Here is a 25,076-nt window from a genome sequence, read left to right as displayed (position 1 = left end):
CGCCCATCCCCACGCCGACCGAAAACCTGCTGGGTGAAATCCGCGACCTGCTAAAATCAAAATAATTTAACCCCCCAGCGGAAAACAGCCTGAAGCCACTAAACGGCGCCCCTCAAGGGCGCTGTTTTCGTGTCCGCCTCCCACAAAATCCGCCGCGCCGGGATCCGCTCCCGGTTTCGAGGTTTTCTCAAAAAACGGCGTATATTCGCCATTTCTTCAACCTCCGAATACTCCCCGGCATCGCGTCACGACTCCGCATTGGCCGATTTTATTTATAAATTCTTAATTTTAACACGTTTCACGCGAAGGTTAAACAAATTTATTGACCAATACTTCCTGTAGTTGTACAATTGCCTCAATGACCTGGAGGTTTACATGAAAATCCTATCTTTTGAGACTATCTCCAATAAAAAAGATCTTTTAACCGCATTCTTGCGCTCACGTCTCGCCATCGTCGATGAAACCAACGACCCCGAGGAAGCCCTCGATCTGATCAAGTTTTACGATTACGACGCGGTTCTGCTCCGCCTGTCGGAGGAGCGGCTGGGCGATCTGGATATCGTGCGTAAACTCCGCCTAGCGCGGCTGCGCGCACCGATCGTGGCGGTCGCCCGCACCATGAACGAGGCAGCCCGCCTGCGCGTGCTCCAGGCCGGAGCGGATGATCTGATTGTCGACGCCCTTTCGCATGAGGAAATCTTCATGAAGGTGCAGAATCTCATTCGCCGCAGCCGTGGCTTCCAGGAAAACGCGCTGCGCATCGGCTCTGTTGAAATCAACATGAACGCGAAAAAAATCTACGCGAAAGGCAAGCCCGTTACCCTGACCAAAAAGGAGTACCAGATCGCTGAAATTCTGGCATTGCGCAAAGGCGTCGTGCTGAGCAAGGAGGCTATTCTGGACCATCTCTACGGCGGGCTGGACGAACCGAACCCGAAAATCATCGATGTCTTCATTTGCAAAATCCGCAAAAAGCTCCAGGCCATGGGTGTTGAGGATTTCATTGAAACGAACTGGGGCCGCGGCTACATGGTGATCGACCACCGCCAGGATATCCAGCCTGATGCCACCTCCCGCACCCTCTCCACTTTGGCTGACACGCACGCACGCGCAATCGCCTGACCGTCAACCTCCCTCTCCTCTGTAGTACCAGCAAAAACCGCTGCGCTTGGCCCTGCGAATGAACGCGTTTATGGTGATTTCACCAACAGGGAGGTAAAAAATGCTGCTGATCACCCGCAAAACGCCCCCAGCCGTGGCGACTCGCGCGGCACGCGAACACGAGGTGCGGCAGCTTGATCTCGAAGGAGTTTTTGACCCGGCGGTACTGCTGGAAAATCTTACCGGCGTGAATGCGATTTTATGCACCCCGGCCGATAAGTTTGACGCCGTGTTGATCGCCCAGCTGCCTGCCAGCATAAAAGTGATCGCGACCTACAGTGTCGGGCAGGAACATATAGACCTCGCCGCCGCAGCCGCGCGAGGAATTGAAATTTGCAATACGCCCGATGTGCTCAACACCGCCACGGCGGAACTGGCGCTGACCTTGATGCTCATGGCGGCCCGCCGCGCCGGCGAGGGTGAGCGCCTGTTGCGCGCGGGAAAATGGCCGGGGATCTCGCCCACGTTTCATCTGGGGCACGGGGTTGCGGGCAAAGTGCTCGGCATTTTTGGCATGGGGCGCATCGGGCGGGAGCTGGCGGGCATGGCCCGAGGTTTGGGGATGGCAATACATTACCGCAACCGCAACCGGCTGCCACCGGAGTTGGAGCTTGGGGCCCACTACCATGAGGATGACGCCAGCTTTTTAGGCGCGATTGATTTCCTGTCGATCAATGCACCAGGTGGAGCGGACACCATGTACTGGTTGAATGCCGGGCGGATCGGCATGCTCAAACCTGGCGCCGTGGTGGTGAACACCGGACGGGGAAGCGCGGTGGATGATGATGCGCTGATCGCGGCGCTGCGCTCAGGCCATGTTCTGGCGGCGGGCCTGGATGTTTACAACAATGAGCCCAATCTTCATCCCGGGTATCTTGAACTGGAAAATGCCGTGCTGCTGCCGCATATCGGCAGCGCTACAGTGGAGGCGCGCGATGCCATGGGGTTTCTCGCGCTGGATGGCATCAAGCGCGTTCTGCGCGGCTGAGGCCATTGCGGCGCGCTCCATGTGGAGCGCATCACACGCCCATGCTCTACAACCGGGCTGCCCCCTCAAATCCGGTGAGGACGTTAACGGCGTTAATGCCGATCTCCGCCACGGCGTAGCCGCCTTCCATCAGGAACACTGTGGGTTTTCCCAGACTCGCGATACGGGCGCCCATGCGGGTGAAATCATCATGCTCCAGCCGGAATTGCGAGATCGGGTCGCCTTTGTAGGTATCGACGCCGAGCGAGACCACGAGCACATCGGCGCCAAAGACGGCGATCCGCCGGAGCCCCGTCTCCAGCGCTTGCGACCAGCCTTGCCAATTTGTCCCCGCCGGAAGCGGTAGATTCAGATTGAACCCCTCGCCCGCCTGTGCGCCGGTCTCATCGGCCCAACCGAGGCGGAAGGGATATTCATGGTCCGGGCCGGCATGAATGTTGACGACCAGCACGTCATTACGGCCATAGAAGATCTGCTGCGTGCCGTTGCCGTGGTGATAATCGACATCAAGGATTGCTACGCGAGATGCCCCGCCATCCAAAAAATGTTGGGCCGCGATAGCGGCGTTGTTGAGAAAGCAATAGCCGCCGTAATGGTCTGAACCGGCGTGGTGGCCCGGCGGGCGGCAAAGGCCAAAGACAGACCGGGCGCCGTTGGTGATGCGCGCGGTCGCGGTGAGCGCGACGTCCACCGAGGATTTGATCGCCTGCCAGCTGGTTGGGGTGATAGGGGTGCCGGCGTCGAACCCATAATAGGATAGGCGGCCATCAAGGCCGGTGGGGATACGGTCCTGCCGCATGCCGCGCGTGGCCCAGGTAAAGGGGATGGCGCAACCCGGGCGGTTAAGCGCGCGCCATTCCGCCGCGGCGCTCTGCAACAAGGCGACCAGGCCCGCATCGTGCACGCGCAGGATACTATCCAATTCATAGTGTGCCTCGGGGCTGACAGGGCCGAGACCGGTCTCTTTGACGCGCGCGAGTACCAGTTCGGCGCGCTCGGGCTTCTCGAAGGCGGGTACATAACCGTCGTGCAGCAGCTCACCGGGGCTCTCGTGCAATCGATGGTTCGGGCTGAAGATCGTTTCCATTGGCTTTTCCTGAGTGAGACCCGCGACAGGTTGATCAGCGGCGGGGATGCAGTTGTTATCATGGGCGCCGGAACATACGCGCGCCAGCATAGACCGCGCCAGCCTGTGCTGAACAGGTAGGGCGCAGGCCGCCAGCTGCGCCACCGCGAAAACAACATGTGCCCGTTAAGCGGCCGGAAAGCATCAGCTGAGATACTTGGGCCAACCAGACTGAATACTCGAAGCGATCAGAAATGCGTTGTGCTCGCGATTGTTGTGCGAAACCGGGAAGTCGCCAGTGTTGAAGCCTGGCTCATGGCTTACCAGGCTATAGAGATCATCTCCCGGGACCAGAGCCGCGGATATGGTCCTGCGGCGGTGGGGCATGATCTATCCGCCCATCCCTGAGAGAGACACAGACCGACTGACTTGCTGGGATGGGAGGCATTTTTACGGCTTGGCGGGATGCCAGCGGAGGTTTTGTTGGATAATCCGCGAGCGCTGGTCGAACACCGTGACGCAGTGACGCGCGAAGTGCAGTTTAATGCCCGGCTTCATAATGTACGCGCATGGGAACCTTGGAGGGCAGCCTCGGAAGAGGTGCCGGTATCCGGCGAGAAATGCCCATCACGATCGTGTCAACCGTAAACATTTGATCACTTTATCTTCACAATCACGTTACCAGACGTGAAATACGTTGGTTGTTTTTTAGTTTTTTGTCAATTATAGGTTGACTTAATTATTGTTGTTTTCAATTAAAGAGAGATTCTCACGACGCTGTTCTTGGTCGACGACAGGGGGGTGAATATGTCAGACTCAATCCAAAGCGATCGCCAAGGGGGGGGTTTAGGCGACGAAAATGTCGTCCGTTCTGATCTTGACAATCCAAAAGTACTTTTTGAGCGCGCATCGCTGTTGCGGGAAATCGTGTCCGCGCAAATGGAGAAGCTTCCCGAGGGGCATATTTTTCTCGTTGTCATCAATATTGCCGATACCAATCACTATGACGACATCATCAGGACTTTCGGCTATAAATTTGCCGATGACCTTTTGAACATCCGGCTTGCTGATCTGCTGTTCATCCATAAAAATCAGTCTTTTTTCCATGTTGGCTTTTGGAGTATCGGCTTCATTTACAGGTCTGGGACTGCCGGCGAAGCGAACTCTGTATGGCCCTTGCTGAACGACGCTTTGGCCAAACCACTGATTTGCAGGGGCATCCCAATTTCCATTGCAGCCGGAATTGGCGTGTGCGACCTTATGAAGAGCCCGATCGCGGCAGAGGATCTGTTGCAGGCGACTTATCTGGCGGGACAGACTGCGGCAGCTTCCCCCACCGGCTGGGCTGAATGCAACTATGACCACGCCAATGACCACCGCCGCGCCTTTACTTTAATCTCCGACGTCAGCAATGCGATGACCACGCCGGGCGAGTTCAAACTCGCCTACCAAGCGCGTGTAACGCTTCGTACCGGTAAGGCCGATGCTGTGGAGGCATTGCTGCGCTGGCATCACCCAGTGTTAGGGCGTATCACGCCTGACGAATTTATCCCATTGATCGAGGCAACCGGGTTAATCCGCGATCTGACATTTTGGGTACTGTCCTACGCAATCAGCCAGGCAGCGAAATGGCATGCGGACAATCATAAAGTGAAAATTTGCGTAAAAATTTCAACAAAAAATCTTGAGGAGGATGATTTCGCAGGCCGAATCACTGCCTTGTTGGAACTTCACAAATTCAATCCGGAATTTTTGGAACTTGAATTTTCCGAGCGGCGCAGCTTTGCAAATCCATCGATCGCACGCAGCCGGCTTCTGGAACTGCGTGCAATGGGCGTGAATGTTTCAATTGACGATTTTGCGACCGGTAAAGATAGTTTCCGGACGCTGGCGAATATTCCAGCCAATTTTCTTAAAATAGACAGGCGCGTCATAAAGTTTTTGCCCGATAATCTCCGGTACCAGGCACTGGTGAGATCAATGATCCACATGGCCCATGAGATGGACATACAAGTGGTCGCAGAAGGAGTGGAAACATTCGCGGTACAGGAGATGCTTCAAGCCTGGAATTGCGATTTTGCCGAAGGGTATCTGATCAATTGGCCCATGCCGGCAGACGCTTTCATAAGTTGGTTCGCTGAGACTTTCCCCCGCGAGTAGGCAGGTGAACCGGGTGAAATTTTTATGCTGAGATGCGGCGTGCGAGGCACTCGCCGTCCCACGGTGCTGATTTTCGCCCAGATGTGAACCTGGGTTTTCAGTGAAAGTTATGGGGCACAGAACGGAGGCACGGTTCTATTCCACCACCGCGTTGCTCCCCTCAAAACTAGGCAGAATAAACGATTATCCGTTTACTCTGCACAAGGTCACGGGGCGTTACAACCTACAAAAAATCACAGCAAGATCGGCCGGTCTGGAAATGCGAGTTGCTCGCGGTCGCTCCAGCCTCTAACATAATTTACCTCCATCAAGCGGCGCACACCGTTGATCGGGCGCTTCTCGAATCCATGCCAGGTATTGGGACCCGCCTTGAAAATGGTTGCCGTGTTAAAACCCGCGGATGATCGCCCCACCCATTTCTTCTGATCGTCATATATATCCGTGCCCCAATCCTTGGCGTCCGGCCCGGTGCAGAGATATACGACCATTGAAAATATTTTCTCCGGAACATCACGATGCGGCTCCAGCCACATTCCATCGGTATCCTGCATGTATTCAACACGCAGAAATGTGCCCCTTGCGTCAATATCGCATGTTTCCTGAAACTGATGCGCCACATCGGGATGCTGCAGCGCCTCGGTTAACTGCTTGCAAACAGGAAATTTCTCGCGCAGCTCCGGCGTAATGAACGTACGCTTCGCATTGTAGGAATTGCGTGTTCCATCCGTGCTGCCCAGCATTGGAGGCACGATGGGAAGAACGAGGATCGCCGTACAAAGGGACTCTGGCAATACATGCGTAAGGCCCCAGCGCAGATAATGATCTTCTTTACGCTGTGCGGCACGCAGCGAGCAGATAAAATGATCGACGATGGTATCCAGGGTGGGAATACGGGGATAAGCCATAGAGATCAGCCCTTATTGCCAAAAGAACGAGGCATCCAGTCAATTATCTGACGAACGACGGGAATGGATTTAGCGAAGCTGCTCAGACCATGGCGGATATTTTCACGATGCACATACCATTCTGAATCGACATAACAAAGTTGTACGCTCATTCTATTGCCTTTTTGCGGCAGGAATCCGTGCCAGGAATGATCGCAGACGCGGAACATCAGCATTTTTCCAAATTCTGGGGCAAATTCGAACGCGTAATCATCGCGGTCGTTGCTGCGCAGCACCCGCAGCCGGCCACGCTCATGCGGCCATTCTGCAGTAAAACCAAGCAAAACCGTTATGATTTTATGTTTCGAATCAGGATGTGCATATCCCTCATTGTAGTGCCCGGTTGTATTTCCCATCATCACGATGCTGGCGGGCTTGTTGCTTAAATCGATATCAAACTTCTGCTCAACCAGACGCCGGAAACGAGGGCTCAGAAGATCCTGCATGCAGTTCCCGAATTTCTGTCCGTATCGCAAATTCGCAAGTGCATAACTGCCCCGATCCGGAATAACCGGCACGTCGGCAAGAACCTCCGCCTTATGATCGGTGCTGATGGCATTTTCAATAAAGGTATAATCGTAAGGATCGCGCCGGAGTTCGGCAGCTTTTATGGCAGCTTCGTCAAGCATGAGGAAAGGAGCATCGTCTGACATTTTCGGGACCTTGTTTCTGGCCGATTAAAAGGATGGCAGCAAAGGATTATGATTTTTTGTAATCGCGACCCCCTCAATTTCGATGAGCCAAGCCGGGCGGCAAACAGCCCCCTGAACAATAAAAATTGGCAGATCTGGAAAGCGCGCGCGCAGAACCCGGTTGACGCCCTGGAAATCGGCAATATCGCGCAGATAGACCAGCAGATACATCATATCATCGAGCGTTGCCGCCCCGGATTTAAGCAAGGCATCGGTATTTTCCAGAGCACGGTCCAACTGGAGCAATACATCTCCAGGATGCACAACATCTCCTTGCTTATCGATGCTGGCCGTTCCTGAAATATAATGATGCCGTCTCTCTTTGTAAGAGACCGTTGTGCCGCGTTCAAAGGTTACATTATAATCCTTTGTCGGGCATAGATAGTCGAAGTCGTTGAGATAGGATATCTGACCTGACACAAGGTCAAGATTTGAGTAGGCATCCATGGAGACAAGATCAAACCTATGGGAACAGGCGCCTTGAATTCCAGTGCTGGCGATGTAATGCGTATTGGCCGTTAAGCCATGTTTGGAGAATATGTCTCGCCGGCTATCGACCATGCCTTTATAAAAGACATCGACGTCCTTCATATAAATCCATGTCCGTACGCAGTGATCCGCCAGGTTCGCTTTCTGCTCGGCGAGTACGGCTGACAAATCATCAAAAATCGCCTTTGTCTGTTTCTCAGAGGAGTTTGATGTCTCGTGATCACAAGTACAAAGACGTGTGCTCCAAAGATGACGTTGCCCATCTTTTTCGACCAGCAGGTGCTTTGAGGAAAGGCGGCGCTTTGTGAACGGCTGCAGGGCTTTAACATGATAGGCCAGCAGCGCGATTTTTGATCCTTGGAGCGGCGGTTGCTGTACGATTGAGATGGCGACCATATCGTCGAGAAGGTCGCTTTCTCTGATGAAGCTCGCCTGGTTCAATACGTCGCTCAGAAATATCCTGCGAAATACCGCGGTGTCTGGCGAAAGGGAAAGCTGCCTTTGCATGTCACAATAATTTGCGTTGACGAAGGCGACCTGTTCCTTGAAACTGAGATCTTCAGGCGCCTGAATCGAAATGAAATGCTCTTCAGTTCCGGAATCTCCCGTAAAAGTCTTCCATGAAATTCCTCGATTAGAAGCCATATTCTTTATCCTATGCACGGTTTTCGACCCAGGCAAACCCTTCGGAGCCATGCCAGAAGCCATTTATAAAGGGTACGGTATCTGTAATGGCCTTCAGCGTTTCCAAAGCTTCCGCTGGATCGCACTTCCGGTCCAAAACATTACGGTACAAGTGGGAAACCCGCGCCATATCCACATCCTGGGGAGAGAGGCGGAAATGGCTTACGCCCATGTTCTGAAGTTTGGCCAACTCCTGCAGAAGCACGACATAGCCGTGGGACATTGTCTGCGTGCCATTGACCGCCAAGATTGGTTGCTGATCGACGGTATTTGTCTGCAACCCGTCCTGATCCAAGCCGCAAACAAATTGACAGCTATCCTTGTTAAGCTCATGCGCGCGGGCATGATAACAGCGCATGGCGACGGAGAGTGGCTGGCGCCCAAAAACCATGACTTCGATTTCGGCGGCCTCGCCGCCACCCGCCAACCGGCCAATTGAATCTGCGGCCATTTCAACCGGCAGAACAATGCGCGTGGCGTTGTTCTTTATAACGTAGTCACGCGTGCTTTCATTGAACACATTGATGAAAGGGCCGATGACATGGGGCCTTCCATGCAATGCCTGCAGGCTGGCAACGTCATTGGCTTCGACCATGAAGCCCGCATCGGCGTAAGCTGAAACCGTGCTCATCTCGCGTTTTGATGTGACGAGTGCCAGTGTGGAGACGATAACTTCCTTGCCGGCCCTTTGAAGTCTCTCCGAAACGACGGGAAGAAACTCCTTGAAAAATATCTCCCGTTTCGAACAGACAACCTCACCGAGATAGACGCAGTCGATGGCGGCTTCATCAGCGATACGGAAATAAAAATCGCGGCGTTTTTCCGCGGTCCAGTGAAAAAAAAGTGGACCGATGGTAATTTTCCCCGCTGGCAAATTCTGCGTAGTTTGATTTTCGATCATGGCTAGCGCCAGCCTTTCTTGTAGGCGCCAGATGTCTCACGGCCACCCTCTGCCATTGTTTTCAGATCACCAGAGGCGTGTATTTGCGTACCCGCGGCCAGATCATCAAGCGCTTTGCGGAAAGTGCCTACAACTTTTGAAACATAGGCACGGCTGCGCTGCCGCCCTTCGATTTTCAGAGCCGTGACGCCGGCCGCCTTGAGTTGAGGAAGAATATCGACCGCATTCAAGCCAATCGGTTCCTCGAACAAATAAGAGGTACGGCCATTTGCCTCATAGCGCCCTTTGCACGGCGTGGGGTAGGCGGCGGGTTCATCCTTTGAAAATTTATTCAGCGTGACACTGCCGAGGCAGGATTTGATGCAGTGATTATCATCCTGATACACGACATGACTTGCCGGCGCGCAGACGCCTTCATGAGTCGGTGAGAGACCTGTCATGTAGGATGAAAGAAAACAGCGGCCTTCCGACATGGGACCGACGCTGCCAAAGGCAAACACCTCGGTCTCCATTTCTGTCTGCTGAATCAGGGATGCGACATCCTCAATCGATAAGACTCGCGGCAGCACGACGCGCTTGATATCAAAATGCTCGCGATAGAAAAGGATCGACAAGGCGTTTGCGGCGGATGCCTGGACGGAAAGATGCCGCCGCAGGCCCGGATGCCGGCGTGTGGCGTAATCCAGCAGTCCGATATCAGCCAGAATAATTGCGTCCGCGCCAGCCATGGCAGCGTTGTCGACGGCCTGATGCCAGGATTTTTCCTGACCGGCGCGTGGAAATGTGTTGATGGTGACAAGAACCTTGCACCCATGCTCATGCGCATAGGCGACGCCGGCTGTCATCTCATCCATATCAAAGTTGAGCCCCGGATAATTGCGCGCGTTCGTGCAATCACGGAACCCGCAATAGACGGTATCCGCGCCGGCGGCGACAGCTGCGTGCAAGGCCGCAGGGGTTCCCGCGGGGCAGACAAGTTCAAGATACGAAGATCTCATAGGGCGGATGCATCCATTCTTTTCCCGCGCACTTCGAATTTCGCGAGCCGGAATTTAAGTGCCTTAATCTCTTCCTGGAGTCTGGCACATTCAAGCTTCGCGGCGGCCTCATTGGCATCACGCGAATGCCGCCGCTCATGCGCATTTTTCATGGATGTTTTGATATGTTCCATGAATTTATTGACCCTGACAATCACCTTGCGCGCGGGATTTGAAACCGGCCCGCACATGGCGGAAATATCGTCCAGAAGGCGGATTTCTTCACGGTCAAGCGTATTACGCAAGGCGACGACAACGGCGGTATCGCCGGTGATGATGATCTCACGTGAGAAAAACATCATGTCGCTGTCAATGCGGCCCTCGAGCAAATTGAGCAATGATTCCAATTTTCCTTTGACCGCAGCATCGCAGGAACATCCCGCGCGGGCCGCTGTTCTTAAGGATGTTGGGCCTTGGCCAAACTTCAAAACAAAGCGGTACGGCAGATCAGAGGGTTCTATGCAGACGGTGGCCGCATCCAGGCGGGCAAGATTCTGAAACAAGCCTGGATGAATCTTCTGCATCCTGCGTATCAAAAGATACGTCAGGCGATTTAACACAGTTTCAGGTATCACACGCAACGCCACACGCGCCAGAGGAACGGGAAGTCGACTTTCATCCATACTCATGCAGTCCTGTTTGTGCCATCAACTGGCGATCAAGCGCGGGACACTGACCTGAAGATGGAAAGAATGTCTTTGATCTGAATCAAGGCAATCCGGCTTCCCAGGAATTGCATGACAGATGCCTGCGGCCATACAGGATGACCTGTGGCGTCAGTTTCTCCTTTGGCGCGCAGCCCCTCCGGGAGATTTTCAACGGCTTTCCACGCCGCTGGAACCTTCGCCCCCTTCGTCCCGCCACCCCTGCCTTGTATCGAGAGGGAGTCTGTTACCCCAGCGCGGCCGGCTTGGGCCCGCCGGTGGCCCAGTCCAGCAATTCCACCGTATGCACCACCGGCAGTTGCGTGCCTGTGGCGATCTGCGTCAGGCAGCCGATATTGCCTGCGGCGATTAGATCTGGCGCCGTGCTTTTGATATTCATCACCTTGCGCTCACGCAGTTGTCCGGCGATTTCTGGTTGCAGCAGATTATAGCTACCCGCTGAGCCGCAGCATAAATGGCCTTCCGGCACATCGAGCACCGTGAACCCCGCCTGTTTAAGCAACTGTTTCGGCTCGTTGGTTATTTTCTGGCCGTGCTGCAGGGAGCAGGCGCTATGGTAGGCAACCCGCTGGCCGCTCGTCTGCACGGGCTGGCGCAAGCCAATCCGGGCCATCAGCTCTGTAATGTCTTGCGCCAGGGCTGAAACCTGGGCGGCGGGCGCGGCCAGTTGCGGATCGTTACGGAACATGAAGCCGTAATCCTTCACCATTGTGCCGCAGCCCGAAGCGTTCATCACGATGGCGTCCAAACCGCCGCTTTCAATTTCGCGTTGCCAGGCGAGAATATTGGCCCGGGCCGCAGCATGCCCGTCCTGGCCGAGATGATGCGTGAGCGCGCCGCAACAGCCCGCCCCGTTCGCCACCACCACTTCGCAACCATGGCGTGTGAGCAGCCGGACCGTGGCCTCGTTGATTTGCGGCGCCAGCACCTGTTGCGCGCAGCCGGCCAGCATGGCGACACGGCGCACACGAGGCCCAGTTGCAGGAAATATCTGCGGACGGCTGACCGGCGATGGCGCGGGCAGGCGCGCCGGGGCCAGCGCCAGCATCGCCCTCAACCGCGCGGGCATATACCGCGAGAACGGCTTACCCAGCGCGGCGGCCCGCAGCGCCAGGCGGAAACGGGCCGGACTCGGCAGCACAGCCCCCAGCACGCGGCGGAGCGCGCGATCAGCCCAGGGTCTGCGATAGGTCTCCTCGATATGGTGGCGGGCATGGTCAACCAGGTGCATATAATTCACGCCCGAGGGGCATGTGGTCATGCATGAGAGGCAAGAGAGGCAGCGGTCCACATGCTTCACCACCTCCGCGGTGGCGGGGCGGTCATTCTCCAGCATGTCCTTGATCAGATAAATCCGGCCACGGGGGCTATCGAGCTCATCACCCAGCAGGGCGTATGTGGGACAGGTGGCGGTGCAGAAGCCGCAATGCACGCAACTACGCAGAATTTGCTCGGAGGCGGCGATGTCCGGGTTGGCCAGCTGCGCCGCGGTAAAATTGGTTTGCATGGGGGTTAGTGCCCTTCCTGAATGCGGCCAGGGTTGAGAATGCCGCGCAGGTCGAAGCTCTGCTTGACCCGCCGGGCGAGCGCTTCCAGGGGGCCTGGCAGTGGCGTGAAAACCGGCACGGCCGTGCGTAGCGCCGCCGGGGCGGCAATCAGCGTGGCGTGGCCGCCCGCGCGCGCCATGGCGCCCCGCACCGCCGCCGCGCCGGCATCCGGGCCAGCCGCCGCCGCATCCAGCGACAGCCAGATCAGCCCGCCGCCCCAATCATAATACGCCTCCGCCGACGCGAAAGCGCCGCTGATGCCCTGCAGGACCTCGGGCGCCGCCGAAGGTGTGGGACAGAGCCGCCAGATCACGCGCCCCTCGGCAGGCAGCAGCGGGCTCACCTCCCCCACCTCGCGCCAGAATTGAGCGCTCTGCGCGGCATCGAGCCGCTCGCCGCGGCCCAGCAATACCTCGGCCGCTTCAACCCTGAACGCGACCGAGGGGGCATGCCCCTCCAGGCGCAATGCCGTGACCGCGCCGCCTTGCGCGGCCGCCGCCACGCCCGAGCGCCGCGCCACCACGGCCGGCAGATGGGCGGCGCCGGAGATCTCGTAGGGGGTGTTCAGCGCCTGGGAGAGCAACGCAATGGCCACCTCGCCGGCCAGGCTTGGCAGCAGGATTGTGGTGGCGGTCTGCGGTTTTGGCATCACCTTCAGGGTGATCTCAGTCAACACCGATAATGTGCCAAAAGCGCCGGCCTGTAGTTTTGACATGTCATAGCCGGTGACGTTCTTCACCACCTTGCCCCCGGCCTTCCAGGATTCGCCCCAGCCGTTGATGGCCGAGAAGCCCAGGAAATAGTCCCGGGCGGCGCCGGCGCGGACCCGGCGCGGGCCAGACTGGTTGCAGGCAACGACGCCCCCCAAGGTGGGCTCGCCGCCGCTGCCCAGCAGCCCCCGCCAATCCGGCGGCTCGAACGCGAGCATCTGCTGGTGTTCGCTCAATGCCGCCTCGATCTCGGACATCGGGGTGGCGGCATGCACGCTCAGCACCAGTTCGGCGGGTTCGTAGCTGATGATCCCGCGCAATGCCGAGATATCGAGAACATCATTGCTTGCCACGGGGCGGCCCAAAGCGCGCTTGCTGGCGCCCGCGATAATTTCAAGCGGTTGATTTCCGGCGGCGGCCCTGGCGATTATTTCAGCGGCCTCGGCGGCATTCTGTGGGGTGAATCTCGGCATTGGCGAATACTTTTCAAAAGCGGGGTAGTTCGGGGAAGCGCGTCTGGCCGCCATGCACATGCACGCGCCCCAGCTCGGCACAGTTGCAAAGCTGCGGAAACACCTTGCCGGGGTTGAGCAGGCTGGCAGGGTCAAACGCGCATTTCAAGCGCTGCTGCTGCCCGAGATCGGTCTCGTTGAACATCGTGCCCATCAGGTCGCGCTTTTCGATGCCCACGCCATGCTCACCCGTCAGCACGCCGCCGACCTCAACGCAGAGCCGCAGGATATCGTTGCCGAATTCCTCGGCGCGCTCCAACTCGCCGGGAATGTTGGCGTTGTAGAGAATCAAGGGGTGCAGATTGCCATCGCCGGCATGGAACACATTGGCGACGCGCAGCCCATAGACCTGCTCCATCTGGGTGATGCGCGCCAGCACATAGCCGATGCGCCGCCGGGGGATTGTACCGTCCATGCAATAATAATCCGGCGAGAGCCGCCCCACCGCCGGGAAGGCCGCCTTGCGCCCGGCCCAGAACAGCAGCCGCTCGGCCTCCGACTGGCTGGCGCGGCATGAGGTGGCGCCGTGGCGCTGCGCGATTTCCTCGACCAGCGCCACCAGATGGTCAACTTCAACCGCCACGCCATCAAGTTCAACAATCAGCAAGGCCGCGGCCTCAAGCGGATAACCGGCATGGACAAACGCCTCGGCGGCTTCGACCGCCAGCCTGTCCATGATCTCCATGCCGCCGGGAATGATTCCGGCGGCGATGATGTCCGCCACGCAATCGGCCGAACCTTCAACCGTTGGGAAGCCGATCATCAACGCGCGCGCGCCCGGAGGGGGGGGCAGCACCCGCACGGTGACTTCGGTGACCACGCCGAGCAGCCCCTCGGAGCCGACCATCACGCCGAGGAGATCTAACCCGCCGGAGTCAAAATGCTTGCCGCCGAGGCGCAGGATTTCGCCGTCCATCGTTACCATTTCTATGCCGATGACATTATTGGTGGTCAGCCCATATTTAAGGCAGTGCACACCGCCGGAATTCTCCGCCACATTGCCGCCGATGGTGCAGGCGATCTGGCTGGAGGGGTCCGGCGCATAGTACAGGCCCAACCCCTGCACCGCGTGGGTTATGCCCAGATTGGTGACGCCGGGTTGCACCACCACGCAGCGGTTGGCCGTATCAATTTCCAGGATACGCTTGAATTTTCCTAGCCCCAGGAGAACGCCGTCCTCCAGCGGCAACGCCCCGCCGGAGAGCGAAGTGCCCGCCCCGCGGGGAACCACCTTAACATTATGCGCGGTGCAATAGCGCAGCACGCCGACAATCTGCGCGGTGGTGCTAGGGAGCACCACCACCATCGGCAATTGGCGGTAGGCTGTGAGCCCATCGCATTCAAAGGCACGGCGTTCATGCTCGGTGTCGATCACCCCGTCGCCGGGCACGATCTGCCGCAAATCGGCGACGATCTGCGTGCGGCGGGCGAGCACGGCCTGATCGGGTGGGGGCATCAAAATCATGTCAACCTCCTATCGCGGGAATGATCCACGGAATGACGAACTGCTCCACCACCACCAGGCCGCTGAGCATTAGCGTGAGGATGACCGAGTGCACGAAAGTGCGCGCGAATACCTGGCCTTCCTGGCCCTTGAGGTTGGTGACGGAGACGCCGGTGGCGATGTTCTGCGGCGAGATCATCTTGCCCATGACACCGCCGGATGAGTTGGTGGCGGCAAAAAGCACCGGGTTGAGATGAAGCTGCTGGGCCGCGACCACCTGCAGATTGCCGAACAGAGCGTTACCTGAGGTATCACTGCCCGAAAGCATCACGGCAATCCAGCCCAGAAAGGGCGAGAGCAGCACAAACAGCCTTCCGGTTGCCGCCACGCCAGCCCCCAGCGTGTAAGCCAGACCTGAATAATTCATCAAGTAGGCCAGACCAACGATCAGCATCACGGTGACAACCGCGATCCAGACCTGTTTGACCGTCTGCTTTATGCAGCCCAGGAACGCGCGGGGGCTCAGGCTGAACATCAACGCGGTGATTACGGCTGACAGCAAAATCGCCGTGCCGGTGCCAAGCGGCTGGAAAACCCAGACAGCCGCATAGGGTTTGCCATGGTACAACGTGATGGAGATTGCCTTGTCCAGACCGGGCCAGTGAATCGCCTGCTGGCCAAGCGCTGCCACGCCGTAAAATGTCCAGGCGATGACGATGGCCGAGACCACGACCCAGGGAATCCAGCCCTGCCAGGGGGCAATGTTCATTTCCGTGCGTTCAGCGTCTTGCAGCTTGGTTTCCGAGACCGCGAAAGCGGCATCCGGAGCGGGACGCCAGACGCGCAGGAACAGCAGCGTGATGACGAGAGAGCCGAGCGAGGACAAAACATCGGTAAGCGGGTAGTCGATATAATTGGAGGTTACGAACTGCGCGGCCGCGAAACTGCTCCCGGCAACCAGCAGCAAGGGCCAGAGCGCCTTGAGCGAACGCCATCCGCCGTATACCGCCATTACGTAAAACGGCAGGATCAGCGCCATCAGCGGCAGCTGGCGCCCGACCATGGCACCCAACGTGCTCGCGGGCAGGCTCGTCACCGCGCCCAGCACGGTGACAGGAACGCCAAGCGCGCCGAACGCGACCGGGGCGGTGTTGAAGATGAGCACGAACACCAGCGCATCAAGGGCGGGAAAACCAACCATGATCAGCAGCGAACTGGTAATGGCGACCGGCGTGCCAAAACCGGCAATGCCTTCGAGCAGGGCACCGAAGCAGAAGCCGATGACAACCAGCACAACCCGGCGGTCGTTCGGCAAATGTTCGATCACCCATTTGCGGAAGGCCTCGAAACGCCCGGATTTGACCGCTACGTTATAGAGCAACAGCGCGTTGACCACGATCCACATCACCGGCCAGGCGGCGAATACCGCGCCATTTGCCACGGCGTTGAGGGCGAGGTGCACGGGCATTTGCCAGGCCATGATCGCGACGGCAAGGCCGGTGAGCAGCCCGGCCAGCGCCGCCTGCCAGGCAGGGCGGCGAAAGACGCCCAGCAGCAGCAGCACGGCGACAACCGGCAGGACCGCGATGAGGAACGAGTCCCCAAGGCTGCCTTCAATGGGCGTGAGTAATTGTGCGAACATAAAAGCCTCCTTATTTTTGGTTCTTGGGCATTGTTTTATGGGCAGTCAGGCAACATGTCGCAGGCGCCGAACAACCGCAAGCTTGAGCGGAGCGGTGGAGCCCGGCGACCCGAACGGAAGCCAGGCGGTGAGCGCCTGAATGCCGCCGGTCATGGTGAGTCCTTCCTTAAATCAGCCTGCATGGCCGCCGGGTGGCCAATATTGCCCTCCGTGCTGGCGGCGGTGATAAGGATGGCGCGAAAATCGTTGACATTGGTGAGTGTCGGGCCGGTGATCACCTGATCATCCAGCGCCGCGAAAAATCCGTGGCCGTTATTGTCATCCAGGCTGGCGCGAGGATTCATGCCAAGGGCGGCCGCGCGGGCCAGCGTATCCGGCGTGACGATCGCCCCCGCGACTTCCTCGGCGCCGTCCACGCCGTCCGTGTCGCCCGCGATGGCCCAAATGCCGGGCTGCCCGCCAAGGGCGATGGCGAGGGAGAGCAAAAACTCCACATTCCGCCCGCCGCGCCCCTGGCCGCGCACGGTGACGGTGGTCTCGCCGCCCGAGAGCAGGACGCAAGGCGGCGGCGCGGGCTGCCGGTGCAGCGCCACCTGCCTGGCGATCCCCGCCATCACCCGGCCTACCTCTGCGGCCTCACCTTCCAGGGCATCGCCCAGTATCAATGGCGTGACCCCCGCGGCCCGCGCGATGGCAGCGGCGGCCTCCAGCGAGGCCTGCGGGGCGGCGATGATGTGCGTTTGCGTGTGGGCGAAGGCCGGATTACCGGGCTTGGGCGTCTCGGCGGACGGGTCATCCAGCAGCGCGCGCACATGCGGCGCCAGCGCAATTTGGTAGCGCGCCAGAATCGCCTTGGCCTCGGCCTGGGTCGTGGCGTCCGGCACGGTGGGGCCTGAAGCGATTACCGAAGGGTCGTCGCCCGGCACATCGGAAATCAGCAGCGTCACCAGTTGAGCCGGAGCGGCAGCGGCGGCCAGGCGGCCGCCCTTGATGGCGGAAAGATGCTTGCGAACGCAATTCATCTCATGAATATTCGCCCCGCTGCGCAGCAACGCGCGGTTGATCTCCTGCTTGTCGGCCAGGGTGACGCCTGGAGCGGGTAGTGAAAGCAGCGAAGACCCGCCGCCGGAAATCAAACACAGCACCAAATCCTCCGGCTCCAGCCCTTGCACCATCGTCAGGATGCGCTGGGCAGCGTCCTGCCCGGCGGCATCAGGTACCGGATGAGCCGCCTCCACCACCTCAATGCGCGCCAGTGGGCCAACGCCGTGGCCATAGCGGGTGACGGCCAACCCGCTGATGGGATGACCCGCCGGCCAGTTCAATTCCACCGCGCGCGCCATGGCGGCGGCGGCTTTGCCCGCGCCGATCACGACCGTGCGGCCGCGCGGCGGAGCGGGCAAATGCGGTGGCACCGCCAGATCCGGCGCCGCGGCACACACAGCGGCATCGAACATACGCCGCAACAGGTCAGGCTCGGTCATTACGTCATGCTCCAAATTCGCTGCGGATCGGCAGGGCCAGAATATGGGGAATGTGGCCCGGCACGGCCCGCGAATCAATTCGCGGAAACAGACTGGCCGATTTCGTGGCAGGCGGGCTTTTGGGGCACCCGAAGCGCGTCACATCCGGCGCAGCTCTGGAGATAAATTGAAATGATCCACCAGATCGTTGAGTTGAGCCGAATCCAGCACGCGCGGAGCGGCGCCGCGCAGCAACAGATAGAGCTTCGCCGTCTCCTCCAGTTCCTCCGCCGCGAAAACAGCCGCCTCCAGAGTTTCACCCGCGAGCACCGAACCATGATTGGCCAGCAGAACGCAGGAATAACGGCCGCCGAGGCCGCGAATGGCGTCTCCTACCGCCGGGTCTCCCGGGCGATGATACGCCACCAGGGCGGTGCAGCCGCAGCGCATCACATAATAAGGGGTGAGCGGGGGCAGCGCGTTGGCCGGGTTGATTTCCGGCAGCATGGAGACCGCGACGGCATGGGTTGAATGCAGATGCACCACCGCGGCGGCCTTGCGGCTTTCATAAATCGCAGCGTGCAGCGGGATTTCCTTGGTTGGCGGGTCACCTGAGAGCAACCGGCCCGCAGCATCGAGCACGGAGAGCCGCGCCGGGTCCAGAACCCCCAAAGAGGCATTGGTGGGCGTAACCAGCCAGCCGCCACCCTCCAGCCGCACAGAGATGTTGCCCGATGCGCCTGGCGTAAGCCCACGCGCAAACAGAGAGGCGCCAAAACGGCAGATCTGCTCGCGCAGGGCCGATTCATTCATCGTGCTTCACTTCCTTTTGGCCATTGTAAACATTGAATTGGTAGCGCTCCCATTAGCTCTTGGCAAGCGCCGCAAAATGACCTAGAAATATGATAGCGCTACCATTTACACGCAGCGCCAGCGGTGAATGCCGCGTTTTGGGAGATCATCACGTGCCAGAGTACCAAAAGAAACCGCTATGCCACGGCGCCAGCCTGGCTCGTTGGAAGATGTAAATGAGCACTCAAACCATCAATATACCAAATACCGCGACTGTTGCGGTCATCGGACTGGGCTCCATGGGCTTTGGCATGGCGCAGTCGCTGAGCCGCGCGGGTTTTGCGGTGGCGGGGTTCGATGTCGCGCGTGAAGCCGTCGAGCGCTTGCAGGCAGAGGGCGGACGCGGTGCGGACAGCCCGGCACAAGCGGCCGCGGGCGCTGAAATTGTCGTCTCGGTGGTGGTGAATGCCGCGCAGACCGAGGCGATTCTGTTTGGCGACGCAGGCGTTGCGGAAACATTGCCCAAAGGCGGCGTGTTCATCTCCGCCGCCACCATGGCGCCAGAAATCGCGCGGCAGTTCGCGGCGCGGCTGGAGGCAACCGGCCGGCATTACCTGGACGCACCGATTAGCGGCGGCGCCATCCGCGCACGCGATGGCGCGTTGACCATTCTCGCCTCCGGTTCCCCTGAAGCATTTTCCAAGGCCCAGCCTGCACTCTCAGCGATGGCTGCGAAGGTTTATGAGCTGGGCAGCGAGGCGGGGCTGGGGGCTGCGTTCAAAATGATCAACCAGCTTCTGGCCGGGGTGCATATCGCCGCCGCCAGCGAGGCGATGGCCTTCGCCGCGCGGCAGGGGCTGGATCTTGGGAAGGTGTATGAGGTGATTACCGCATCCGCTGGAAATTCCTGGATGTTTGAAAACCGCATGCCGCATGTTCTGGCCGGAGATTATACCCCGCACAGTGCGGTGGATATTTTCGTGAAAGATCTTGGCATCATTCAGGACATGGCGAGAGACGCAAAATTTCCGGTTCCTGTCGCAGCCAGTGCGCTACAGATGTTTCTCGCCGCCTCAGGCATGGGCCTGGGCCGCGATGACGATGCCTCCGTCGCGCGTGTTTATGCCCGCCTGGGCGGTGTAAAACTGCCGGAAAATGATAATTGATGTTAAAATTTGCAGCCAATATCTCGATGATGTTCACCGAATGGCCGTTTCTGGACCGCTTTGGCGCGGCGGCCGATGCCGGGTTCCAGGCGGTGGAATATCTCTTCCCTTATGATCACCCGCCGGAAGCGATTGCGGCTCGCCTGCAGCGCCATAGGCTGACGCAGGCGCTGTTCAATATGCCGCCGGGCGATTGGGCGGCAGGTGAACGCGGGATAGCCGCCCTGCCCGGCCGGCTGGAAGAGTTGAAAGCGAGTGTGCAAACAGCCTTGGTGTACGCCCAGGCAACCGGGGCGAAGCGGCTGCACCTTATGGCGGGCATTGCGAACCGCGATAACCTCGAGGCGGCTGCAAGCTACGAGACGGCGGTAACCTACGCGGCGGAACAACTGGCGGAGCACGGCATTGAGCTGTTGCTGGAGCCGATCAACGCACGCAGCATGCCGGGATATTTCCTCAATGATTACCCCTATGCCGAGGCGCTGATTCAACAGCTGGGATTAAGGACCCTGCGGTTGCAATTCGATATTTTCCATCGTCAGATTATGCATGGAGATGTCTCGGCTGCGTTGGCCCGGCTGATGCCAATGATCGGCCATGTGCAGGTGGCCAGTGTGCCGCTGCGCAATGAGCCCGATACCGGCGAACTGAACGACGGCCATATTTTCCGGCATCTGGAAAACCTGAATTATAGCGGCTTCATCGGGTGTGAGTATAATCCGCGCGGCGGAACGCTTGCAGGTCTCGGGTGGTTGCATGATGCCGGAGCAAAGCAATGAGCCTTCGTCTTGGCTGCATCGCTGATGATTACACGGGCGCCTCCGACCTTGCGAACACGCTGACACGCAACGGCCTGCGAACTGTTCAGACGATTGGCGTTCCTGAGGCAGGATTGCCTCTGGAGGATGTCGATGCTGTCGTCGTTTCACTGAAAAGCCGGTCTATCGTGGCCGCAGATGCAGTTGCCAGTTCACGTGCCGCGGCGCGCTGGCTGCGGAGCCAGGGCGCGGGGCATGTGATGTTCAAAATATGTTCCACATTCGATTCAACAGATGCGGGCAATATCGGGCCGGTAACCTTGGCGTTGCAGGCTGATGACGGCGCAGAAAGCCTGCTTGTCACGCCAGCATTTCCTGAAACAGGCCGCACCGTTTACCAGGGCCATTTATTCGTAAATGGCGTCCCGTTGAACGAAAGCCCGTTGAAAGATCATCCGCTAAACCCGATGCGGGACTCCAACCTCGTGCGCGTTCTGCAGCGCCAGTGCGGTAATGCGCAAATAGGGCTAATCGACGTGGAGGTTGTTGCACGCGGGCCGGAAGCAATTCTGGCGCGCCAGCGTGAACTCGCCAAACAGCATCGCGGCATCGCGATTATTGATGCCATCAGGGAGAGCGACCTGCTGGCGATCGGCGCCGCCGCCATCGGCCAGAAACTTTCCGTTGGTGCATCCGGGCTGGGCCTGGGGCTTGCACGCGCGCTTGCGGTGAACAGCACCGCGAAGCTGGCGGATGCAGGCACGCCAGTTGGTGGTTTTGCGGCCTGCCTGGTGGGAAGCTGTTCAAAAGCCACTCTGGAACAGATTGATGCCGCTGCACGGTTTTTACCAGTTTTGCGCCTGCGGACTGAGAAATTGATGGATAATCCGGAGGAAATCTCAGATGGCCTGGAATGGGCGGCGGCGCGCCTGGCCGCTGGCCCGGTACTTATCGCCAGCAGCGGTTCGCCAGAAGAGGTGGCGCGGCTGCAGGAACGCTACGGCCGCGAGCGCGCCGGCCATGCGATTGAACAAGCAATGGCTGCCATTGCCGCCGGTCTCGTCGCGCGCGGTGTAAAGCGCCTGGTCGTTGGCGGTGGCGAGACCTCTGGCGCGGTGATAAACCGCTTGGGGATATCAGCCTTTCAGCTTGGCCCGGAAATTGCCCCCGGCGTACCTGTGTTGCGCAGCTTGGGCGGAAACAATACGGACATGTTGCTTGCGCTGAAATCAGGCAATTTCGGCGGCCGGGATTTCTTCATGCACGCACTGGCGATGATGCACTGACGAAAACACGGCCTGTTGTGAACAGGCCGTGTTTATAAGAATACATGCAGAGTTTGACTGTCTCTCAGCTTGGTTGCGGATTGATGCCGTTGAGAGCGGCAACAATATCCGAGAGCATTGGCACATAATCATCGCCCCGCCCCGCACCTATGGCAAGCGCATAGGAATTGCGCACCGCGGCGGAAACAGGATTCGCGGCACCCGCGTTGATGGCGAAGGCAGAGAGGTAGGTAAGATCCTTCAGCGCATTATTGAGCGTGAATTTATGCGCATCACGATCACGTTCTATCACATATTTGAAAAATGTCTGATAGAATGGGCAGTCCATTCGGCCGCCCCGAATCACCTGATCGAATATATCCGCGCGCAATCCAGCTTTGGCGCCTAGCATCAACGCTTCCGAATAGAGCGCGCCATAGCCCAAAGATATGAAATTATTCAGCAGTTTCATCGTGTGGCCGGTTCCGGTTGGGCCGGTGTGGACCATCCGTTGTGAAAACGACTCGATAATCGGCTTTACCCTGGCGACATCCTTATCCGCCCCGCCAATCATCACATCGAGCGTACCGGCCCAAGCATCTTTCGGTGTCCGGCTGAGCGGTGCGTCGATTAGCGTGATCTCCCGGCCTGCGAGTTCCCCCGCCAGCGCCGTCGTAATGGACGGATCGGAGGTCGAACAATCAACGATCAACAGCTTTTTTCCTGCCGCCGCCAAGCCATTTTCGCCATTGATAATGGAAATGACCTGCGGACTACCCGTGACACAAAGAAAGACGATGTCGACCACTTCCGCCAACGCCTTCGCGGAACTTGCCTCCGCGGCGCCACGCGCCAGCAAATCATCGACCGGCACGCGGTTACGATTTGCCAGAACTGTAAGATGATAACCGGCTTCAAGAATATTCTTCGCCATGCCATGGCCCATCAGCCCTACGCCGATGAAACCGATCCGCTCTGGGGTATTCGGGTTATTTGACATAGTCGCGCCAGAAATGAGCTTGTTTGAATCCGAGGACATCGCATGTTTTCCGGTTGGAGAGCAGTGTTTCAAATTCTCCGAGCGTGCCGCGCACCGGCGCGTTCGGATAGAAGCGGCGAAGCAACTCAGCCGTTGGAAGGTCGGACGAAGTATCGCCACTGACGCCGTTGAACACCTGGAAGCCCAAACCGTTCTTCTCGATCCCAAGCCGGGTGATCTCCCCTAGGTCACGGGCGTCAATATAGCTCCACGCAATCCGCTTCCGGAAACCAGGATCGGCGAAGAATTTGGGGAAGTTCGCATACTCATGTGGTTCAATTACATTGCCGATACGGATTGAATATATATCAATGCCGGAGCGCAGCGCAAAAGCCTTGGCAGTATTCTCGTTACAAAGTTTGGAGAGCGCGTAGCTATCCATCGGATCAACCGGGTATTCCTCATCCAGAGGAAAATAAACAGGGTCGCGCGGTTCGTTGGCGAATACCAGCCCGTAAATCGTCTCGCTAGAGGCAATGATGATTTTTTTGATACCAAGCTTTACCGCAGCTTCGATAACGTTATAGGTGCTGAGCGTGTTGATGCGGAACACCTCGTTATCGGGCGTGATCATGATGCGCGGAATCGCAGCAAAATGAACGACCGCATCAATTGGTTCAGGCCGCAGCGATGCATCGAATTCATGCAAGCCGGTATAGCTCGACAGCGCATTGAATACCTGGCCCTGATCGGTGAGATCCGTGATTAAGGTACGGACTTGCGGATTATCAAGCGGTTTAGTGTCGATATTCAGCACGCGGTAACCGTGCTCCACGAGATGCTGCACTGCGTGCTTTCCCGCCTTGCCGCTGCCGCCTGTAAATACTATCCGTTTCATTCACTGCTCTCCATGGTATGTAGGTCTTATCCGCCGGCCTTCTCCAACCGGCGGATTGCCGCGATGGTTTTAAAAGTTGTATTTATCGATATTTTCAGCGGTAAAAACAAGTGGCTTGCTAAAGATGATCACCTTGTTATTGACAGTATAGGTGCCAAGCCCTGGCACGGTAAAGGTGTCGTCTGATTTCAGTGCATGATTCGCGGCGAGACGCGCCACATACATAACCAGCTTACCTTCTCCCACCTCATCCCAAAGCGGGCTGGCCTTGATGACGCCATCTTTGACGTATTGGCGGATCGAGTTCGGATCGCTCGCGCCGGTTGCAAAAACCTTACCCTGAAGGCCAAGTTTTTCAATCGCCGCGGCGGCGCCCACTTCCGCTGCGCCATCCGGCGCGATAATCGCGGTTACCTGCGGATAGGCATGCAGAATATTCAAACCTGCGGACAGCGACAGCGACGGGCTTGACTGACCATATTGCGTCGTCACGATTTTCATATTTGGATAGGTTGCTGCCATATAGGTTTTTACCGCACCCAGCCATGCATTTTGAATAGCCGCATCTGGCGTTGAGGACAAAATGGCGACTTGCGCGTTCGGACCGGCATAGGCTTCAACCGAATCTACCAACGCCTTGCCCATCGCCGGATAGGCGGTATTTTGAATGAAGAAATCCCGCGCATCGGGCGAAACATCGGAATCATAGCTCACCACAGCGATACCTTGAGCCATCGCCCGTTTCAGCGATGGCGCAAGCTCCGTCGGATTGTTCGACGTCACCGTGATCGCATCAAACTTCCGTGCAACGAGGCTGTTGATGATATCAACCTGGCCTTGCGCGGATGCTGTCACCGGGCCGGTGTAGAGAAAATTGATGTTGAGCGATTTCGCGGCTTCGATCGCCCCTTGTTCATTGGCCTTAAAGACCGAAAGCCCGATCAGCTTCGGAACCATCGCAACTTTGATGGTCTTCGATGTGTCAATCGAGGTCTGTGCATGAGCGGCCGTTGCCATGGCACCCAGGCTGGCGGAAACCAATAACATTTTGATAAGTGACTTCATAATATCCCTACATGAGTTTTTTGTTATCGTCGCAGGCACGTAATCCGG

At 58.1% G+C, this 25,076-nt stretch carries 22 protein-coding genes and 1 pseudogene; 7 read left to right on the top strand and 16 right to left on the bottom strand.

Features of this window, described 5'->3' with window-relative positions; all coding sequences use genetic code 11:
• Positions 1–375 precede the first annotated feature (375 nt).
• Both HKL97_RS08795 and HKL97_RS08790 read left to right on the top strand, forming a co-directional pair.
• On the top strand, positions 376–1,122 hold the full coding sequence (locus HKL97_RS08795; protein ID WP_291424453.1) for a response regulator transcription factor: 747 nt from the start codon (positions 376–378) through the stop codon (positions 1,120–1,122).
• A 100-nt stretch (positions 1,123–1,222) separates the two neighbouring features.
• On the top strand, positions 1,223–2,149 hold the full coding sequence (locus HKL97_RS08790) for a D-glycerate dehydrogenase (protein ID WP_291424451.1): 927 nt from the start codon (positions 1,223–1,225) through the stop codon (positions 2,147–2,149).
• Positions 2,150–2,195: 46 nt separating this feature from the next.
• On the opposite strand, the gene HKL97_RS08785 is transcribed toward HKL97_RS08790, so the two are convergent.
• Positions 2,196–3,236, bottom strand: coding sequence for a histone deacetylase family protein (locus HKL97_RS08785; RefSeq protein ID WP_291424450.1), 1,041 nt, complete (start codon positions 3,234–3,236; stop codon positions 2,196–2,198).
• Between the two features lie 423 nt (positions 3,237–3,659).
• Between HKL97_RS08785 and HKL97_RS08780 the strand changes: the two are divergent.
• A pseudogene (locus HKL97_RS08780) lies at positions 3,660–3,812 on the top strand (IS21 family transposase); the annotation flags it as partial.
• 210 nt (positions 3,813–4,022) lie between these two features.
• Entirely contained in the window at positions 4,023–5,375 is a 1,353-nt protein-coding gene (locus tag HKL97_RS08775) for an EAL domain-containing protein (protein ID WP_291424448.1), read from the top strand.
• Positions 5,376–5,608: 233 nt separating this feature from the next.
• Here HKL97_RS08775 and HKL97_RS08770 read toward each other — a convergent pair whose 3' ends face one another.
• The 12 genes from HKL97_RS08770 to HKL97_RS08715 form a co-directional block, all read right to left on the bottom strand.
• Positions 5,609–6,280, bottom strand: a complete 672-nt coding sequence (locus tag HKL97_RS08770) for a 2OG-Fe(II) oxygenase (protein WP_291424445.1) — start codon at positions 6,278–6,280, stop codon at positions 5,609–5,611.
• A gap of 5 nt (positions 6,281–6,285) precedes the next feature.
• The gene (locus HKL97_RS08765) at positions 6,286–6,972 is read right to left on the bottom strand and encodes a 2OG-Fe(II) oxygenase (RefSeq protein ID WP_291424443.1); all 687 of its coding nucleotides are present in this window, start codon (positions 6,970–6,972) and stop codon (positions 6,286–6,288) included.
• A 24-nt stretch (positions 6,973–6,996) separates the two neighbouring features.
• A complete protein-coding gene (locus tag HKL97_RS08760) occupies positions 6,997–8,145 on the bottom strand; it encodes a Rid family hydrolase (protein WP_291424441.1) in 1,149 nt (382 codons plus the stop codon).
• 10 nt (positions 8,146–8,155) lie between these two features.
• The gene (locus HKL97_RS08755) at positions 8,156–9,085 is read right to left on the bottom strand and encodes a U32 family peptidase (protein WP_291424439.1); all 930 of its coding nucleotides are present in this window, start codon (positions 9,083–9,085) and stop codon (positions 8,156–8,158) included.
• 2 nt (positions 9,086–9,087) lie between these two features.
• Positions 9,088–10,032: a peptidase U32 family protein gene (locus HKL97_RS08750; protein WP_363238640.1), complete on the bottom strand. Its 945-nt coding sequence runs from the start codon at positions 10,030–10,032 to the stop codon at positions 9,088–9,090.
• 47 nt (positions 10,033–10,079) lie between these two features.
• A complete protein-coding gene (locus HKL97_RS08745; RefSeq protein WP_291424435.1) occupies positions 10,080–10,751 on the bottom strand; it encodes an SCP2 domain-containing protein in 672 nt (223 codons plus the stop codon).
• A 262-nt stretch (positions 10,752–11,013) separates the two neighbouring features.
• Complete coding sequence (glcF, locus tag HKL97_RS08740) at positions 11,014–12,294, bottom strand: glycolate oxidase subunit GlcF (protein ID WP_291424433.1); 1,281 nt, start codon at positions 12,292–12,294, stop codon at positions 11,014–11,016.
• A gap of 5 nt (positions 12,295–12,299) precedes the next feature.
• Positions 12,300–13,517, bottom strand: coding sequence for a glycolate oxidase subunit GlcE (gene glcE / locus HKL97_RS08735; protein ID WP_291424432.1), 1,218 nt, complete (start codon positions 13,515–13,517; stop codon positions 12,300–12,302).
• Positions 13,518–13,530: 13 nt separating this feature from the next.
• Positions 13,531–15,018 (bottom strand): FAD-linked oxidase C-terminal domain-containing protein, encoded by a 1,488-nt coding sequence (locus tag HKL97_RS08730; RefSeq protein WP_291424457.1) that lies wholly within the window; start codon positions 15,016–15,018, stop codon positions 13,531–13,533.
• Between the two features lie 4 nt (positions 15,019–15,022).
• Positions 15,023–16,642, bottom strand: coding sequence for an L-lactate permease (locus HKL97_RS08725; RefSeq protein WP_291424430.1), 1,620 nt, complete (start codon positions 16,640–16,642; stop codon positions 15,023–15,025).
• A gap of 149 nt (positions 16,643–16,791) precedes the next feature.
• Positions 16,792–18,126: a glycerate kinase gene (locus HKL97_RS08720; protein WP_291424428.1), complete on the bottom strand. Its 1,335-nt coding sequence runs from the start codon at positions 18,124–18,126 to the stop codon at positions 16,792–16,794.
• Between the two features lie 138 nt (positions 18,127–18,264).
• Entirely contained in the window at positions 18,265–18,918 is a 654-nt protein-coding gene (locus HKL97_RS08715; RefSeq protein WP_291424426.1) for an aldolase, read from the bottom strand.
• Between the two features lie 215 nt (positions 18,919–19,133).
• On the opposite strand from HKL97_RS08715, the gene ltnD reads away from it, so the two are divergent.
• From ltnD to otnK, 3 genes are read left to right on the top strand one after another with little or no spacing between them, the layout of a single operon-like run.
• A complete protein-coding gene (ltnD, locus tag HKL97_RS08710; protein WP_291424424.1) occupies positions 19,134–20,063 on the top strand; it encodes an L-threonate dehydrogenase in 930 nt (309 codons plus the stop codon).
• A complete protein-coding gene (gene otnI, locus HKL97_RS08705; protein ID WP_291424422.1) occupies positions 20,063–20,842 on the top strand; it encodes a 2-oxo-tetronate isomerase in 780 nt (259 codons plus the stop codon). The genes ltnD and otnI overlap by 1 nt, the downstream gene beginning before the upstream one ends.
• A complete protein-coding gene (otnK, locus tag HKL97_RS08700) occupies positions 20,839–22,107 on the top strand; it encodes a 3-oxo-tetronate kinase (RefSeq protein ID WP_291424420.1) in 1,269 nt (422 codons plus the stop codon). The genes otnI and otnK overlap by 4 nt, the downstream gene beginning before the upstream one ends.
• A gap of 64 nt (positions 22,108–22,171) precedes the next feature.
• On the opposite strand, the gene HKL97_RS08695 is transcribed toward otnK, so the two are convergent.
• The 3 genes from HKL97_RS08695 to HKL97_RS08685 form a co-directional block, all read right to left on the bottom strand.
• Positions 22,172–23,125 (bottom strand): NAD(P)-dependent oxidoreductase, encoded by a 954-nt coding sequence (locus tag HKL97_RS08695; protein WP_291424418.1) that lies wholly within the window; start codon positions 23,123–23,125, stop codon positions 22,172–22,174.
• A complete protein-coding gene (locus HKL97_RS08690; RefSeq protein ID WP_291424416.1) occupies positions 23,076–23,963 on the bottom strand; it encodes an NAD(P)-dependent oxidoreductase in 888 nt (295 codons plus the stop codon). The genes HKL97_RS08695 and HKL97_RS08690 overlap by 50 nt, the downstream gene beginning before the upstream one ends.
• A gap of 69 nt (positions 23,964–24,032) precedes the next feature.
• Positions 24,033–25,028 (bottom strand): substrate-binding domain-containing protein, encoded by a 996-nt coding sequence (locus tag HKL97_RS08685; RefSeq protein ID WP_291424414.1) that lies wholly within the window; start codon positions 25,026–25,028, stop codon positions 24,033–24,035.
• Between the last annotated feature and the right edge of the window lie 48 nt (positions 25,029–25,076).

The sequence above is a fragment of the Acidocella sp. genome, from assembly GCF_013044125.1.
In the GTDB taxonomy this organism is placed as follows: Bacteria; Pseudomonadota; Alphaproteobacteria; order Acetobacterales; family Acetobacteraceae; genus Acidocella.
The sequence above is the reverse complement of the archived record's forward strand: the minus strand, read 5'-3'. Positions and strand labels throughout refer to the sequence as shown.